We start from the raw sequence: 15,767 nt of genomic DNA, 5'->3' as shown, positions 1-15,767 counted from the left end.
TGCCTCCTTTTTAAACTGACCGGTCAGTGCAAAACCAGCGGGTTCACCGTATCGTTCCGGCCGGCCGCTCCGGGCACCGGAGCCGGTGACGTCGGGCACAACGCGACGTGCGCACGGCCGGCCGGGGGAGTCGTGCGACACGACGGCCGGGGCGCCCCGTGCTCCTCGGCCGGGCCGGGACACCCGTGCGGTTGGATGGGGTGGAACGGGTCCCGTCGTCGATGGGATGAGTCGGAGGGAAGGGGAGGCGTCGGGTGTCGGACATCGCCGAACGGGTCGGTCGGATCCTGGACGACCCGGAGAACTGGCCGAGCGACCCCAGGGAGGCCGTGGCCCTGCAACGGCGCAAGGCGGCCCTGGTGCGCGAGGAACGCCTCGACGCCGCGTCGGTGCGCACGATCGCCGGCCTCGACGTCAGCTACGCCAAGGACGACACGGCGCTGGCGGCAGCGGCCGTCGTCGTGGACGTGGCCACCCTGGAGGTCGTCGAGTCGGTCGCCATCGACTCCGAGGTGTCCTTCCCCTATATCTCCGGGCTCTTCTCCTTCCGGGAACTGCCGCCGGTGCTGAAGGCCCTCGGGAGGTTGCGGACCACGCCCGACGTGTACCTGTGCGACGGGTTCGGCCTGGCCCACCCGCGCCGCTTCGGGGTCGCCTCCCACCTGGGCGTCCTCCTCGACCTCCCGGTCGTGGGCTCCGCCAAGTCGGTGCTCTACGGCAGGCACTCCGTGCCCGGCGACGAACGCGGCTCGTGGACGCCCATGGTCGCCGGCCGCTCCGAGATCGTTCCCGACTCCGCGGCCCTGGCCGCCGACGGGGCGGAGGTGATCGGACGCGTCCTGCGCACCCGCACCGGCGTCAAACCCGTCTATGTCTCCGTCGGTCACCGGGTCGACCTCGAAGGCGCCGCCGACCTGGTGCTGCGTCTGTCACCGCGTTATCGGGTGCCCGAGCCCGTGCGGCACGCCGACCGTCTCTGCGGTGAGCACCGCAAGGAGACCCTGGCGGCCCGGCGGGCGCACGGGGAGTGAGGGCCGCGGGAACGCGGAGAGGGGAGGCGCCCGGCGCCTCCCCTCGCACGACAGGTCCGGGTCACCAGCTGGTGTGCACCGGACGTCCTTCGGCGTAACCCGCCGAACTCTGCACGCCCACGACGGCCCGCTCGTGGAACTCCTCCAGCGAGTTCGCGCCCGCGTAGGTCATCGAGCTGCGCACACCCGCGATGATCTGGTCGATCAGGTCCTCCACCCCGGGGCTTTCCGGGTCCAGGTACATGCGGCCGGTGGAGATGCCCTCTTCGAACAGGGCCTTACGGGCCCGGTCGAAGGGCGAGTCGTCGGCCGTGCGCAGGCGCACCGCGCGCGCCGACGCCATGCCGAAACTCTCCTTGTACTGGCGTCCCTCGGCGTCGCGCATGACATCGCCGGGCGACTCGTAGGTGCCCGCGAACCAGGATCCGATCATCACGTTGGACGCGCCGGCGGCCAGCGCCAGGGCGACGTCGCGCGGGTGGCGCACGCCGCCGTCCGCCCACACGTGCCCGCCGAGTTCGCGCGCGGCGGCCGAGCACTCCAGCACGGCGGAGAACTGGGGCCGGCCCACCGCGGTCATCATGCGGGTGGTGCACATCGCACCCGGGCCCACACCGACCTTGACGATGTCGGCGCCCGCCTCGATGAGATCACGGGTGCCCCGGGCGGTGACGATGTTGCCCGCCGCGATCGGCACGGAGGGCGACAGGGCGCGCACCTTGGCGATCGCGGAGAGCATCTTCTCCTGGTGACCGTGGGCGGTGTCGATGACCAGGGTGTCCACCCCGGCCTCCAACAGCTCCGAGGCCTTGCCCGCGACGTCCCCGTTGATGCCGACGGCGGCGGCCACCCGGAGCCGGTTCAGGTCGTCCACGGCCGGTTTGTACAGGGTGGAGCGCAGCGCCCCGGTACGGGTGACCACGCCCACCAGCGCGCCCTCGCCGTCCACGACGGGCGCCAACCGGTGCCGGGAGTCGTGCAGGATCCCGAACGCCGCCTCGGGGTCGGTGTCGGCCGGAATGGTCACCAGCTCCCTCGACATGACGTCGCGCAGCTGGGAGAACCGGTCGACGCCCGCGCAGTCGGCGTCGGTGACCACACCGATGGGACGGCGGTCCTCGTCGATGACGATCACGGCGTTGTGCGCCCGCTTGGGCAGCAGGTTGAGGGCGTCACCGACGGTGCTGCCCGGGTTCAGGGTGATGGCGGTGTCGTGCACCAGGTGCCGTCGCTTGGTCCAGGCGATGACGTCGGAGACCACGTCGATGGGGATGTCCTGCGGGATCACCGTGATGCCGCCGCGCCGGGCGACGGTCTCGGCCATCCGGCGGCCGGCCACCGCCGTCATGTTCGCCACCACGAGTGGAATGGTCGTGCCGGTACCGTCCGGAGAGGACAGGTCCACACTGAGCCGGGATCCGACGGCGCTCCGGTTCGGGACCATGAACACGTCGCTGTAGGTCAGGTCCTGCTGGGGCGCCTGGTCATTGAGAAAACGCAATGTCTCATACCTCGGTCGAGACCGAAGGGGGTGGACCCTCCTGTGCCAGTGCACACGGCCGCCTGTTGATCCCCCTCTTACCAGTCAAGTATGCCGTCATCGATTGGCCCGCACGACACCCCATCTGGCATGATGACTCGATTCCCGCCGAAACAGCCCTTCCCCGGTCTTGGCAGCGTGTTGTCGAAAACCGGCAGGTCGGGGCGTCCCTCCATGGAGACACACGCATGCCGCGTTTCACGTTCGCGCAGGTGAAGGAAGAGACCTACAAGGCCAAGGACGCCTGGTGGACGGTCTTCCTGGTCGACCCGCTCGCCGGTCGACTGGTCGTCTGGACCGCGAACCGCACCGACATCACCCCCAATCAGCTGACCGCCGGGGCGGGAATCCTCGGCCTGCTCTCGGCCGTGGGCTTCGCGATGCCCGCCTCCGGGATCGGGGCGGAGTGGGTCTGGTTGGTGGCCGGCGCGCTGTTGTTCCACCTCAGCTTCGTACTCGACTGCATGGACGGCAAGATCGCCCGGCTGAAGGGCACCGGATCGGTCTTCGGCACCTGGGTCGACTTCGTGTTCGACCGCATCCGGTTCTTCATGTGCGTGATGGCGCTGCTCGTCGGCCAGTGGATCGTCACCGGTCAGGCGGCCTACCTGATCGCGGCCCCGGTCATCGTCTTCTTCGACCTGCTGCGCTACCTCAACGGCTCCCAGGTCGCCAAGACCCGCCGGGGGATGAACCGCTCCCTGGCCGAGCTGGTCGGCGACACCGACCGGCTGCGCGCCGACGCCGCCGCCGGTCCGGGCGACGCCAGCCCCGAGGACGACGCGATGTCGGACGCCCCCGGCCGGGTCGACGCGCCGGCGCCGCGCGGGATCTACGGTCGCGCCCGCGCCTTCCTGCTGCGCCACCGGGTGCGCCCGCACCTGTTCAGCGGCATCGAGTACGAGATGTTCCTGTGCGTGGTCGCGCCGATCACGATCCTGCTCTCCCTCTTCACCCCGGTGCACAGCCTGATCCTCCCGATCGCCGTGTTCTCGATCCTGGCCCTGGGGTTCTTCGAGGTCGTGCTCGTGTACAGGCTGTGGAAGGACACCCGGCGCTTCGAGGAGCGCCGCCGTGAACTGATCGCGGCCGGCGCGGTCGGGGCCGGGGCGACGCTCGGCGGGAGCTGACCCCCGGACACGACGAAGGGGCGGTGCGCACGACGCGCGCCGCCCTTTTCGTGTGTCGGGAGCCGGAGAACCGGGATCAGACCCCCGAGGTCCGCTCGTTCCTCTTCTCGTCCCTCGCCTCCGGTGCCGACGCGGTCTTGTCGGCGTCCGCGCCCCGGTCGTCCTGCTTGAGGAACCAGGTGAGCCGGGGTTCCACGGCCCAGCGCATGCCCGCGCGCACCCACGGGGCGCACAGCGCGAGGGTGAGCCCCACGGCGACGAGGACGGTGACCACGGCCCCGACCGGGTTGTTCATGACGTCGTACCAGGGGGACGCCTTGAAGAGGATGAGCACCACGGAGTGCCCCAGGTAGATGTACAGGGTGTAGGCGCCCAGCGCCGTGAACCAGGTCCGCCGCTTGGGGGTCAGCGCCAGGAAGGCGATGGTCATCGCCAGGGCCAGGCCCATGAACGCCAGCCGGATGCCGATGCTGGGGATCAGCGGGTCGATGTCACGGTCGGTCAGGCTGTCCCGCCAGAACAGCCAGTCGCGGCTGAGCCGGTCGGAGATGGGCACCGCCAGCGCGGCGGTGGCGCCCAGGACCACCAGGGAGGTCAGCCGTACCCACAGCGCGTCCAGCAGGGCGAAGTGCTCCCGGCGCAGGCTCAGTCCCAGGACGAAGAACGGCAGGAAGCTCACGACCCGGCCCAGGGACAGGGTGTCGCTGAGGCTGGTGGTGGCGGCGAACAGGGAGATCAGCACCGCGACCAGCACAGGCCAGCGCAGCCGCTTCCACACCGGGACGCTGAGCCGCCAGAGGAAGAGGGCGATCAGGAACCACAGGGTCCAGGTGGGCTTGAGCACCGACAGGGAGTCGGGCAGCCCACCGCGTTCGACGGTGTAGATCGACTGGTGGATCGTCCAGAAGATCAGGTACGGGACCGCGACGGTCAGGACCAGCTTCTCCACACGGTTGGACGAACCGTCGAAGGACCTCGACAGGTACCCGCTGATCAGGATGAACGCGGGCATGTGGAAGAAGTAGATCCAGTAGTACAGGGCGCTGACGGCCCCGACGTCGCGGAGCGGCTCGATCGCGTGGCCGACGACGACCAGCCCGATCAGGAGGAATTTGGCGTTGTCCAGGCGGGCGTCGCGTCGCGGGGCCCGGCCGGCCCCCGCCGCGGTGTCGTTCTCGGCCGGGGCCTTGGCGCCGAGCCCGGGCTCCGTACGGTCGGTTTCCGGTCTGGTCATGGATGAGGCCACGAGTGGACTCCGGGGTCGGTGGACTTCTCAGGGACTGTGGGTGTTCCCCTCCTTGCTCCATGTGAGCGGAGAACGGGCTCCGCCGTCAGGGGCGGGGGGAGGGGGTCGGTGCCGCGTGGCGCGCGAGGGGGGCACCGGGTGAATCGACTGTGCTGCGTTACCTTACTGTGATGTAAGGATGTGTGCCAGCGGTTCTCACGGATCGGCGGGAAGTTCTCTCGATTTCTCCCGGGCCGGTGGTGAGGGCGGGAGGCGTGAGCGCTCGTGTGACATGTGAGCGCATTTGGGCCGGGAAGGTGCCGTTCCGTGTGCAGACACTAACCCATCCGATACACCGCTCCGCACCCCAGGGTCCTCGGCAGTGGTGCGGACCGGCACGAACGTGTCAGTGTGGGGTCGTGACGGTCACGTCGATAAGCTGTGCCGTCAGTGGCGCCCACCGGGCGCGACAGTCCCGGTCGAGAATCAAGAAGGCGGTGGAATACCGTGCCGCACGCGGTGGACCCCAACCGTGCAGCCCAGCACGGGGGTGTGGTGATGCGACTCCTCGACGAGCTCTTCCCGCTCGTGGAGGGGTTCTACGTCGATCTCCACAAGAACCCGGAACTCTCCCACGCGGAGTACCGCACCGCCAGCGGCGTCGCCGAATGGCTGACCCGCACCGGCTACGAGGTCCACAAGGGCGTCGGCGGCACCGGCGTGGTCGGCCTCCTGCGCAACGGACCCGGACCCACGGTGATGCTCCGCGCCGACATGGACGCGCTCCCCGTCGAGGAGAAGACCGGGCTGCCCTACGCCAGCACCACGCGCACCACCGACGAGGACGGCCACGAGGTCCCCGTCATGCACGCCTGCGGCCATGACGCGCACACCGCCTGCCTGGTCGGCGCGGCCGACCTCCTCTCGGAGACCCGGGAGGAATGGTCGGGCACGGTGATGATCGTCGCCCAACCGGGTGAGGAGTCCCTCGACGGCGCCCAGCGGATGCTCGACGACGGACTGTACGAGCGCTTCGGCCGCCCCGACGTCATCCTCGGCCAGCACCTGGGCCCCCAGCCCGCGGGCCTCATCTCCCACCGCGCCGGGGTCATCCTCGGATCCTCCGCCTCCTACCGGATCCGGGTCCACGGCGAGGGCGGTCACGCCTCCCAGCCCCACACCACCGTCGACCCGGTCCTCATCGCGGCCAACATCGTCACCCGTCTCCAGGGCGTGGTCTCCCGCGAGATCAGCCCCAGCGAGATGGCCGTGCTCACCGTCGGTCGCATCCAGGCCGGCACCAAGGCCAACATCATCCCCGAAGAGGCCTACCTGGAGATCAACACCCGGGCCCTCAACGAGGTCGTCGCCGCACGGCTCGAAACGGCCATCGAACGGATCGTGCGCGCCGAGGCCGCCGCCTCCGGCGCCGTCCGCGAGCCCGAGGTCGAGCGCTTCCAGGGGGCCGGGGTCACCCGCAACGACCCCGACACCGTCAACGCCGTGGCCGCCGCCCACCGCGCCTACTTCGGCGACACCTACGTCATCCACCTGCCCGACCCGTCCCCGGCCACCGAGGACTTCGGGTATCTCGGGCTGCCCGACGACCCGCGGCCCATCCCGTACGTCTACTGGTTCGTGGGCGCCACCCCTCACGACGTGTGGGAGGCCGCCCCCGGCGGCACCCCGTACGAGAAGATGGGCAACGTCCCCAGCAACCACTCGCCGTTCTTCGCGCCCGCCAGGGAACCGGCCCTGCGCGCCGGACTGGCCGCGCTCACCGTCGCCGCCCTGTCCTACCTGGGTCGGGACCGCCAGGAAGCACTCGAACCCGCGCCGTCGGGCGCGATGTTCCCCGGCCCCGTCCCGGACGACGTGCCCATCCCGATCCCCTCCACCGACCTGGGCGGCGCCCACGAGGCACCCGCACCGCCCGCCGACCCGCTCGGACCGCCCTCGGGGGACCGCCGGCAGCCGACCGAGCACAACGAGGCCTACGACAGCGCCTTCCTGGCCTCCTCCTGGGACGAACCCGAACCGGCCGACTCCACCCACGACGCCGACATGGGCGTCCTGTTCCAGTCCCAGGACGAGGAACTGCGCGAGGAGTGGCGCAACGAGAAGGTCGAGGAGTCGACGCTGTCGGCGGACATGGCCGCGTTCCTTGAGGACGACGAACCGCGCAGGCCCCCGGCGGGACCGGCGTTCGGCGGGCCGCCGCCCCAGGGCAGCGCCCACCACGCGCCCCCGCCCGGACCGGACGACGACCGTCCCGGTTCCGACTACCGTCACTGACCGCCGGTGGGGGTCCTCCCACGGCGATGGGGCGACCCCCGAACCGTCCGCCGACTGCGGCATCCGCGGGAGATCCCCCTGCTGGTGATGTGCGTGGGGGTGACCCTCTTCGCGGTGCTGGGCGCGCTCAGCCGCGCCTACTCGGGCGACCCCAACGAGCCGTTGCTGCTGCTCAGCATCCCGGCCCTGGTCTACTTCGTGCGCGGCCAGCTGTACGCGCGCCAACGGGTCAACGGGGTGCGCGTCACCGCCCACCAGTTCCCCGAGGCGCACCGGATGGTGGTCGAGGCGGCGCGGGCCTTCGGGATGCGGCGGGTCCCGGAGGCGTACGTCGTCCTGGGCAACGGCGTGATCAACGCCTTCGCCTCCGGGCACGGTTCGCGTCGCTACGTCGCGCTCAACAGCGACCTGTTCGAGGTGGGCGGGCGCCTGTCGGACCCCGACGCGCTGCGGTTCTTCATCGGGCACGAGGTCGGCCACATCGCCGCCGGGCACACGTCGTTCTGGCGGCAGTTCGGGATCTCCGTGGCCAACGTCATCCCGGGGGTGGGCAGCACCCTCGGGCGCGCCCAGGAGTACACCGCCGACAACCACGCCTACGCCTTCCACCCCGAGGGCGTGCAGGGGATGCGGGTGCTGGCCGCCGGCAAGTACCTGTACCCCGAGGTCGACTTCGACGACATCGTCGAGCGGGCCCGCACGGACACCGGGTTCTTCGTGACGCTGGTCAACCTCCTCTCCAGCCACCCGGTGAACACGTTCCGGTTCGCGGCCCTGGCCGACCGCGGCCGACCCGGCCGCGTCCTGTGATTCAGGCGCCCTCGCGCGGACCGGGCAGCGCCGCCGCGATCTGCGGGGGCAGCGGCTCGTGGCGCAGGTAGCGACGGGTGAACACGCCCGTGCCGTGGGAGAGGGAACGCAGCTCCACCGCGTAGCGGGTGATCTCCAGCTCCGGGACCTCCGCCCGGATGATCGCCCGCCCGCCCGGGGCGGGCTCGGAGCCCACCACCCGCCCGCGTCGCGCGGACAGGTCGCTCATGACCGTGCCCAACAGCTCGTCGTCGACCTCGACCTCGATCACGTCCACCGGTTCCAGCATCGCCAACCGCGCCGTGGCTGCCGCGTCCTTCAGCGCCGACCGGGCCGCCTTCTGGAAGGCCATGTCGGAGGAGTCCACCGAGTGGGCCTTGCCGTCGTAGAGGGTCACCCGGATGTCCACCAGCGGATACCCGCTGTCGACCCCGTCCGCCATCTGGGCGCGCACGCCCTTCTCGACGGAGGGGATGAACTGACGCGGCACCACGCCGCCGACGATCCGGTCGACGAACTCCAGACCCGCCCCGGACTCCAGGGGCTCCACCCTGATGCGGCAGACGCCGAACTCGCCGTGCCCGCCGCTCTGCTTGACGTTGCGGCCCATGCCCTCGGCCGGGCCGGAGAAGGTGGCGCGCAACGGGACGCGCACCTCGCCGGTCTCCACGCGCACCCCGCAACGGTGCTCCAACCGGTCCAGGGCGGCGTCCAGGTGTGCCTCGCCCAAGGTCCACAACACCATCTGGTGCGTCTCCGGGTTGACCTCCACCCGCAGCGACGGGTCCTCGGCCACCAGCCGGGCCACGGCGTGCGACAGCTTGTCCTCGTCGGCGGAGGAGGCCGCGGTGATCGCCACCGGCAACAGGGGCTCGGGGAACCGCCACGGCGCCACGCGCAGGGGACGGTCCGGTGAGGACAGGGTGTCACCGGTGCGCGCGTCGGGAAGCTTCGTCACCAGACAGACATCGCCGGCGCCGATCGAGCCCACCGGCTGGTTCTCCCTGCCCACCGGCACCGACAGGGCGCCCACCCGCTCGTCACGGCCGCTGCGGTCCAGTTCGTCCGAACCGGTCAGCCCCGAGGGGACTCCGTGGCCGTGCAGGTGGACCACCGAGTCCGGGTCCAGGGTCCCGGAGAACACCCGGATCAGGCTGGTGCGACCCACGTAGGGATCGCTCGCCGTCGCCAGGACCTCGGCGACCAGCGGGCCGTTCGGATCGCAGGACAGACCCCGGACCGGGACACCGGTGGGGGACGTCACCTGGGGGAAGGGGCGCCGGGTGGGGTCGGGACAGGACAGCGGCAGCTCGCGCAGGAGTTCGGGCACGCCCACGCCGGTGGTGGTGCTGATCGCCAGTACCGGGTGGAAGCCCCCCGAGGCCACGGCCTTCTGGAGGTCGGCGATGAGCAGGTCCGGGTCGAGCGCGTCGCCCTCCATGTAGCGCTCCATGAGGACCTCGTCCTCGCTCTCGGTGATGACCTCCTCCACGAGGATCTCCCGCAGCGCGGTGGCGGTGTCGCCCAAGCCCTCGGGGGGAACGTGGCCCTCCGTGGAGTCGTGGTCGTGGTAGCGCTCGGAGACCAGGCCCCAGAGGCCGACGAGCCTGCGGTCCTCCCGGGGGCCCTCGAAGGCGGGCACGTAGGCGGGGTGGACGCCGCCGCCGAACGCGGCCTGGCACTGGGCGACGACGTCGTCGAAGTCCGCGCGAGGGTGATCGATCTTGGTGACCGCGACCGCCCGGGGCATGCCGACGGCGGCGCACTCCTCCCACAGGACCCGGGTGCGCCCGTCGACGCCCTCCAGGGCGGAGATGACGAACAGCGCGGCGTCGGCGCCCCGCAGACCGGCGCGCATCGCGCCGATGAAGTCGGCGTAACCGGGTGTGTCCAGCAGGTTGACCTTGACGTCGCCGACCATGACGGGGTTGGCCGTCAGGTGCACCGAACGCCTCTGACGGATCTCGACCTCGTCACGATCGCTGACGGTCGTGCCCTCCTCCACGCTGCCGGGGCGGTGGATCGCGCCGGCGGCGGAGAGGAGCGCCTCGACCAGGCTCGTCTTTCCGGCGCCGGTCGGGCCGACCAGCGCGATGTTGCGGATGGCGGTGGGCCCATCGGCCCTCGGTACGACTACGGTTCGATCTACCATCCCTGCTGCCCAACCCTCCGAGGTTCCGTGCGAGGGTCACCTCGGGGCGGCGGCCACCGTCCTCGATGTGACCTGTGACACTCTCTACGGTCGCCCTTCGCCGGGATTACCACAAGAGGTCATCCGGGCGCGGGAAACGACATGTGCCCTATGACTCGTTTCGGACCCCTACTATTGCCCCGTGCCATGGTCCGAGACACTTCCTCAGTTCAGCCTCGCGGGGACCCTGCTGACGGTCCTGCTGCTCTTCTTCGCGGCGTTCGGCGAGCCCTATCTGGGCAGGCGCGCCTTCGCGTGGCTGTCCCGACGCCGGGACACCGACGCCAGGGCGCTGGTCCGGGTGCACTCGGTGACCATGGGCGTGCACGCGCTGTGGGGCGTGCTGGTGATGGTCGTGCTGTTCACCTCGCCGCAGGTGACCGCCGCCGACCTCGGCCTCCGGCTTCCGCACGCGGTGGGGCCGGTGGTGGGCGGCGCGTTGGGCGGCCTGATCGCCCTCGGCGCGCTGTGGGTGATGGTCAACGGCCTGCCCGCGCAGATCAAGGACCGGTTGCCGAAACGGGCGCTCGATCGGCCGAAGAAGGGCAAACGCGCCGGTGGCCGCCGCGCGGCCACGGACCGACCGGTGTCGCTGCCCGAACCGGAACGCGACCGGTGGCTGTTGATCCCCTACACCCGCAACGAGCGCTCGGCCGCGATCGGTGTGGCGGTGACCGGCGGGTTGTGCGCGGAACTGCTCTACCGGGGACTGTTCATCGTCCTGGTGACGAGCATGGGCGTGCCGCTGTGGATCGGCGCGGTGCTGTCGGTGCTGCTCTTCGCCGTGGCCTACCTGTACCAGGGCTGGTGGGGGCTGGTCAGCGCGAGCGCCTCGGGCACCCTGTTCGTGGTGCTGTACCTGGGCACGGGGAGTCTGTGGGTTCCGGTCCTGGTGCACATCGCGTTGAACCTGCGCTCGCTCGCCTTCCCCCCGGCGGCCCTGCGGGAGGAGTCGTACGCCTACGACGAGCCCTACGAGGACGAGCCCTACGACGACCCGGATTCCGGGTCGGACGAGACCCCCGACGGCGCCGGTCACCCGATCGTCCCCGCCCTCGGCGCGCCCCCGCCCTTCGCACCCGCCCGGGACACCCTCGCCCTCGGCGGCGCCGGGTACCCGGGTGGAGCCGGTGCGCCCGTTCCCGGTGGCCCTTCGCCCTCTCTGGGCGATGCTCGACCGGCTCCGCCCGCCGGGGAGGCCGGTCCGTATCCCGCCGCGCCGACATGGGACGCCCCCGCTCAGGGCGCTCCCGCGCTCGGCGGCGCGGAGCCGCCGCCGACGGAGGGGAACCCCTCGGTTCGCGGCCCGGGTGCGCAGCCCGCCGGGTCGTGGAACACTCCCGCGCCGGGAGCCCCCGGGTTCGGCGGTGGTGAGTACCGCCCCGGTGCGCATGGTGCGCATGGGTCGTCGGGGAGTGCGCCTCTCCCCGGGTGGGGAACACCGGGGCAGGGCACGCCTTCCCACGGCGGGGGTTCGTCCTCGGGTGCGGGGCCCTCGGCCGGGGGTGCGGGCGCGCACCCTTCCGCCGGAACGTGGAACACTCCCGCGCCGGGAGCCCCCGGGCTCGGCGGCGGTGACTACCGCCCTGGTGCGCACGGGGCGGACGCCTCCTCTTGGAACTCCGGTGCGCAGAGCGGTCCGCACCCTTCCGCCGGAACGTGGAACACCCCTGCGCGAGGAGCCCCCGGGCTCGGCGGTGATGAGTACCGCCCCGGTGCGCACAGGGCGGACGGGTCTTCGGGGAGTGCGCCTCTCCCCGGACGGGGGACCCCGGGCCAGGGCACGCCCTCCTTCGGCGGCACCGGATATCCGGACGGTCCCGGGTACGGGACGCGACCGCCCGCCCACGGCGACCCTTCGGGGCGGCCCCTCGGCGCTCAGGCCGACCCCGCTCCTGGGGGGGACGCCTCCCGGGCGTCCGGTCCGTACCCCGCCGCGCCCGCGTGGGGCACGCCCGCGCAGGGCGCCCCTTCCTTCGACGGCTCGTCACCCACCGACGCCGCCACCTGGGGCACCGGTACGTGGAACGGCCCGCGACCGGACGCCGGGTCCCGGAACACTCCCGCGCGGGGCGGCCCCGTTCCCGGCGGGGCCGAGGACCGGGCCGGTACGCCCCCGTGGGACGAGGCCGGCACCGGCTCGCACGGCGGGCCCCGGCACGCCGAGCCCCGGTGGGGGACACCCGGGCACGGCGGGCCCGTGCCCGGCGGCGAGGGCGCACAGGGCGGGGACCTCGGGGACTTCCTCGGTGGCGACGCGCCGGCCGAGGAAGAGGGCCGACGCCTCTACCCCGATGAGCGGATCGACCGCCGCTACGGCGACCGCTGACCCCGTCGATCCCCGCTCCGTGAGTCGTGTCCGACACACCCCCGTGAGTGTTCCGCGGGGGACGCATCGGGCACGATGGTGGTGTGTCCGACACCATCGACCATCCGCAGCCGACACCCCGCCGCTACCGGCTCACCACCGCCGACGGGGTCGACATCGACGCCGTCCTGTTGCGCGGCACCGAGCCGCGCACCACGGCCGTCGTGCTCGCCAACGGTTTCACCGGTACCTACCGCAGCCCCCACACCCGGGCGGTCGCCGAGTCGCTCGTCTCCATCGCGGACGTCATGACCTTCGACTTCCGCGGCCATCACGGCTCCGGCGGGTACAGCACCGTCGGCAACGCCGAGATCCACGACCTGGAGGCCGTCGTCGCCCACCTGCGCGGGCTCGGGTACACCTCCATCGCGACGGTCGGCTTCTCCATGGGCGCCGCCGTCGTCGTCCGCCACGCCGCCGTTCACGGAGGGGTCTGCGCCGTGGTCTCCATCAGCTGCCCCAGCCGCTGGTACTACCGGGGCACCCGCCGGATGCGCCTGATCCACCTGGGCGTCGGTCGCGCTGTCGGCCGGTTCTTCCTGCGCAGCTTCCGCAAGGTCCGGGTCACCGATCGCCGCTGGGAGGTCCGGCCCGCCGAACCCCGGGAGATCGCCGGCGAGATCGCGCCCACCCCGCTACTGGTGATCCACGGCGAGGCCGACACCTACTTCCCCGTCTCCCACGCCACCGCCATCCACGACGCGGCGAGGGAACCCAAGGAACTGTGGCTCGTCCCCGGGATGGGCCACGCCGAACGCGCCGTCTCGCCCGAGCTGAGGGCCCGGCTGCGGTCCTGGCTGCGAGAGCGGATTCCCGCCTGACGGGTACGCCCCTTGTGCGCTACAAAGAGAGGATGATCCCTTCTCTGCCGGTCGAAGCGGGACCCGGCCTCAAAGGCCGGGGGTTCGCCCTGCTCATCGCCGCCACCGCCATCGGACTGTGCGGTTTCGCAGCGGTCCTTCCCCTGGTCCCCCTGTGGGCGATCCGGGGCGGCGCGGGCGAGTTCGGCGCCGGGAGCACCACCGCCGCGTTCATGCTCACGACGGTTCTCACCCAGCTCGCCATGCCCCGGCTGCTGGAACGCGGTGGCTACCGGTGGGCGTTCCCCGTGGGATCCCTCGTCATGGGTCTGCCCGCGCCCCTGTTCGCCCTCACGACCGACCTGGGCGTCCTCATCGCGATCTCCGCGGTCCGCGGGGTGGGCTTCGGCATGGTCAGTGTCGCTGGGACCGCCCTTGCCGCCCGGTTGGTCCCACCCGGCCAGGTGGGCCGTGCCACCGGCTACTACGGGCTCGCGGTCGGCCTGCCCCAGGTCCTCATCCTGCCCGGCGGCGTCGCCCTGGCCCTGAACATCGGTTTCACCGCCGTCTTCTGGATCACCGGCCTGTGCTCCCTGGTGGGCGCCGTCCTCGCGGTGGGCATCTGGTTCGCCGACGGGGGTCGCAACCGCCCACTGCTGCGTGCGGCCCGCAGTATCGGGACGGCTCCGACGGAGCGGGTCTCCCTGGCCGCCCCGCTGATCCTGATGCTGCTGACCGCCTCTTCGGCGGGCGCCATCGTCACCTTCGTCGCGGTGCCCCTGGAGGGCACTCCATGGCTGGTGGGCGCCGCCTTGGCCGCCTACGCGGCGATGGTCGTGATCGGCCGGTGGAGCGCCGGCCTGCTGTACGACCGCCACCGCCGAACGCTGTTGCTCCTGCCCGGCATGATCGCCGCGGTCTGCGGTACCGCCCTGGTCACCGCCGGTCTGTGGGGCGACGGTACGCCCGTTCTCGTTCTGGTGGGAGCCGGGCTGTTCGGGCTCGGGTTCGGCGCGGTCCAGAACGAGGCCGTCACCCTCATGCTGAACCGCGCCGGCCCGACCGGTCAGGGTCGGGCCAGCGCGGTGTGGAACATCGGCTACGACGCCGGGGCCGGAGCCGGGGCGATGGCCGTGGGCCTGCTCATCCAGCTCTGGGGCTACGGTCCCGCCTTCGCGGTCACCGTCATCGCCCTGGCGGCGGTCCTGCCGTTGGCCCGGGCCCGGGTCAGTACGCCGTGACGTGCACGTGGTCGTAGTGGTTCTGGGTGAGGTCGCCCCGGTCGTTCATGAACCGCCACTGCCGGTTGGCCGAGTGCCAGATCCGCTGCTCCCAGATCACGTACTCCACGCCGAGCCGGTCGGCGTTGTTGATCGCGTAATCGGCGATCCGCTGTCCCCACGCCTTGTTGTCCGCCGTGGGGTGGGTGCCGTAGCTCACCATGAAGTCGCAGGCCCGACCCTCGCCGTGGTCGTCGGCGCTGCTGCGCCAGCAGCCCACGGGGAGCGGGACACCGACGTTGCGGATGATCTCGTCGCGGACCGCGGCCATGCGCGGGGTGGTCTGCTCCCAACCGCTGCCGACGGCGCTCTGCGGGATGCCGCCGGTGCCGCCGCCCCCGCCGGTCCCGGTCTCGGGTTCGGGGACCTGCTCCTCTTCGTACTTCTTGATCTTCGCCGCGACCTCGTCCTTCTTCTCTTCGAGCTCGTCGATGAGGTCGTCGGCGTCCTTGAGCTCCGTTTCGAGCTCGTCGCGGATCTCCTGGGCCTCGTCGCGGGTGTCCAGGAGACCGGAGATCTGCTCGGCCTGGCTCTGCCCGAGGTAGTTGAGGGTGGCGGCGTCGCCGTACAGGTCCTCGGGAGAACTGGAGAAGATCACCGAGAAGGAGGGGTCGAACCCGTTGCTGCTGTTCTTGTACTGGGTGGCCACGATGGTGGACACCCCGGAGCGTGAGGCGTCCAGACGTTCTTCGACGTCCTTCAGGTCCTCCTCGGCCTTTTCGACCCGATCCTTGATCTCCGTGAACTGCAACAGTTCGCCCTGGTAGGTCTCCTCCAGTTCTTCGGCGCGCCGCTCCAGTTCTTCGATGTCCACCTCGTCGTCATCGGGTTCGGCCAGGGCGGTGCCGGGCAGCGCGACGAGGAGGGCGACGACGGCGGTGGAGAGGGACAGCGCGGCTCGCCTACCGCGCCGGAAACGGGGCGTGGATGTCATGTCTGCTCCGAGAAGGGTCTGGGGGCATCCGGCGGCGCGGCCTCTCGCAGGGGGCGCCGTGACGGAGGATGCTCAGCAGACCTTATGAGATCTTGGCGTTACATGCCTAGTGCGTTGACTCACGTGACTGTGGGGGAGTGCGCGGGGATGTGTCCGAAGATAC

At 71.5% G+C, this 15,767-nt stretch carries 11 protein-coding genes; 7 read left to right on the top strand and 4 right to left on the bottom strand.

The genetic code is table 11. From position 1 onward, the window contains the following. The first annotated feature begins 254 nt into the window (after positions 1-254). Positions 255-1,031 (top strand): endonuclease V, encoded by a 777-nt coding sequence (locus RM479_RS04890; RefSeq protein WP_311510525.1) that lies wholly within the window; start codon positions 255-257, stop codon positions 1,029-1,031. Positions 1,032-1,092: 61 nt separating this feature from the next. Here RM479_RS04890 and RM479_RS04885 read toward each other — a convergent pair whose 3' ends face one another. Then, positions 1,093-2,532 (bottom strand): GuaB1 family IMP dehydrogenase-related protein, encoded by a 1,440-nt coding sequence (locus tag RM479_RS04885; protein ID WP_311510524.1) that lies wholly within the window; start codon positions 2,530-2,532, stop codon positions 1,093-1,095. Between the two features lie 227 nt (positions 2,533-2,759). Here RM479_RS04885 and RM479_RS04880 point away from each other — a divergent pair, with 227 nt between their 5' ends. Then, positions 2,760-3,701 carry a CDP-alcohol phosphatidyltransferase family protein gene (locus RM479_RS04880; RefSeq protein ID WP_311510523.1) on the top strand — a complete coding sequence of 314 codons (942 nt, stop codon included), beginning with the start codon at positions 2,760-2,762 and terminating at the stop codon, positions 3,699-3,701. Positions 3,702-3,777: 76 nt separating this feature from the next. Here the strand turns inward: RM479_RS04880 and RM479_RS04875 are convergent, their stop codons facing one another. Beyond that, positions 3,778-4,935, bottom strand: coding sequence for an acyltransferase family protein (locus RM479_RS04875; protein ID WP_311510522.1), 1,158 nt, complete (start codon positions 4,933-4,935; stop codon positions 3,778-3,780). Between the two features lie 549 nt (positions 4,936-5,484). Between RM479_RS04875 and RM479_RS04870 the strand changes: the two genes are divergently transcribed. Continuing rightward, a complete protein-coding gene (locus RM479_RS04870; protein ID WP_311510722.1) occupies positions 5,485-7,221 on the top strand; it encodes an amidohydrolase in 1,737 nt (578 codons plus the stop codon). An 87-nt stretch (positions 7,222-7,308) separates the two neighbouring features. Next, positions 7,309-8,031, top strand: a complete 723-nt coding sequence (locus RM479_RS04865) for a M48 family metallopeptidase (protein ID WP_311510721.1) — start codon at positions 7,309-7,311, stop codon at positions 8,029-8,031. A 1-nt stretch (position 8,032) separates the two neighbouring features. Here RM479_RS04865 and RM479_RS04860 read toward each other — a convergent pair whose 3' ends face one another. Next, positions 8,033-10,183 (bottom strand): elongation factor G-like protein EF-G2, encoded by a 2,151-nt coding sequence (locus RM479_RS04860; protein ID WP_311510521.1) that lies wholly within the window; start codon positions 10,181-10,183, stop codon positions 8,033-8,035. A 181-nt stretch (positions 10,184-10,364) separates the two neighbouring features. Between RM479_RS04860 and RM479_RS04855 the strand changes: the two genes are divergently transcribed. From RM479_RS04855 to RM479_RS04845, 3 genes are all read left to right on the top strand, one after another. After that, positions 10,365-12,551 carry a CPBP family glutamic-type intramembrane protease gene (locus tag RM479_RS04855; protein ID WP_311510520.1) on the top strand — a complete coding sequence of 729 codons (2,187 nt, stop codon included), beginning with the start codon at positions 10,365-10,367 and terminating at the stop codon, positions 12,549-12,551. Between the two features lie 83 nt (positions 12,552-12,634). Beyond that, positions 12,635-13,411, top strand: coding sequence for an alpha/beta hydrolase family protein (locus tag RM479_RS04850; RefSeq protein WP_311510519.1), 777 nt, complete (start codon positions 12,635-12,637; stop codon positions 13,409-13,411). Positions 13,412-13,443: 32 nt separating this feature from the next. Further along, positions 13,444-14,631, top strand: a complete 1,188-nt coding sequence (locus tag RM479_RS04845; RefSeq protein WP_311510518.1) for an MFS transporter — start codon at positions 13,444-13,446, stop codon at positions 14,629-14,631. On the opposite strand, the gene RM479_RS04840 is transcribed toward RM479_RS04845, so the two are convergent. After that, positions 14,618-15,604: a coiled-coil domain-containing protein gene (locus tag RM479_RS04840; RefSeq protein ID WP_311510517.1), complete on the bottom strand. Its 987-nt coding sequence runs from the start codon at positions 15,602-15,604 to the stop codon at positions 14,618-14,620. The genes RM479_RS04845 and RM479_RS04840 overlap by 14 nt on opposite strands. Positions 15,605-15,767: the final 163 nt, after the last annotated feature.

The sequence above is a fragment of the Nocardiopsis lambiniae genome (assembly GCF_031845465.1).
GTDB lineage: Bacteria > Actinomycetota > Actinomycetes > Streptosporangiales > Streptosporangiaceae > Nocardiopsis > Nocardiopsis lambiniae.
Note: the sequence above shows the minus strand (reverse complement) of the source record. Positions and strands in the feature narration are given on the sequence as shown.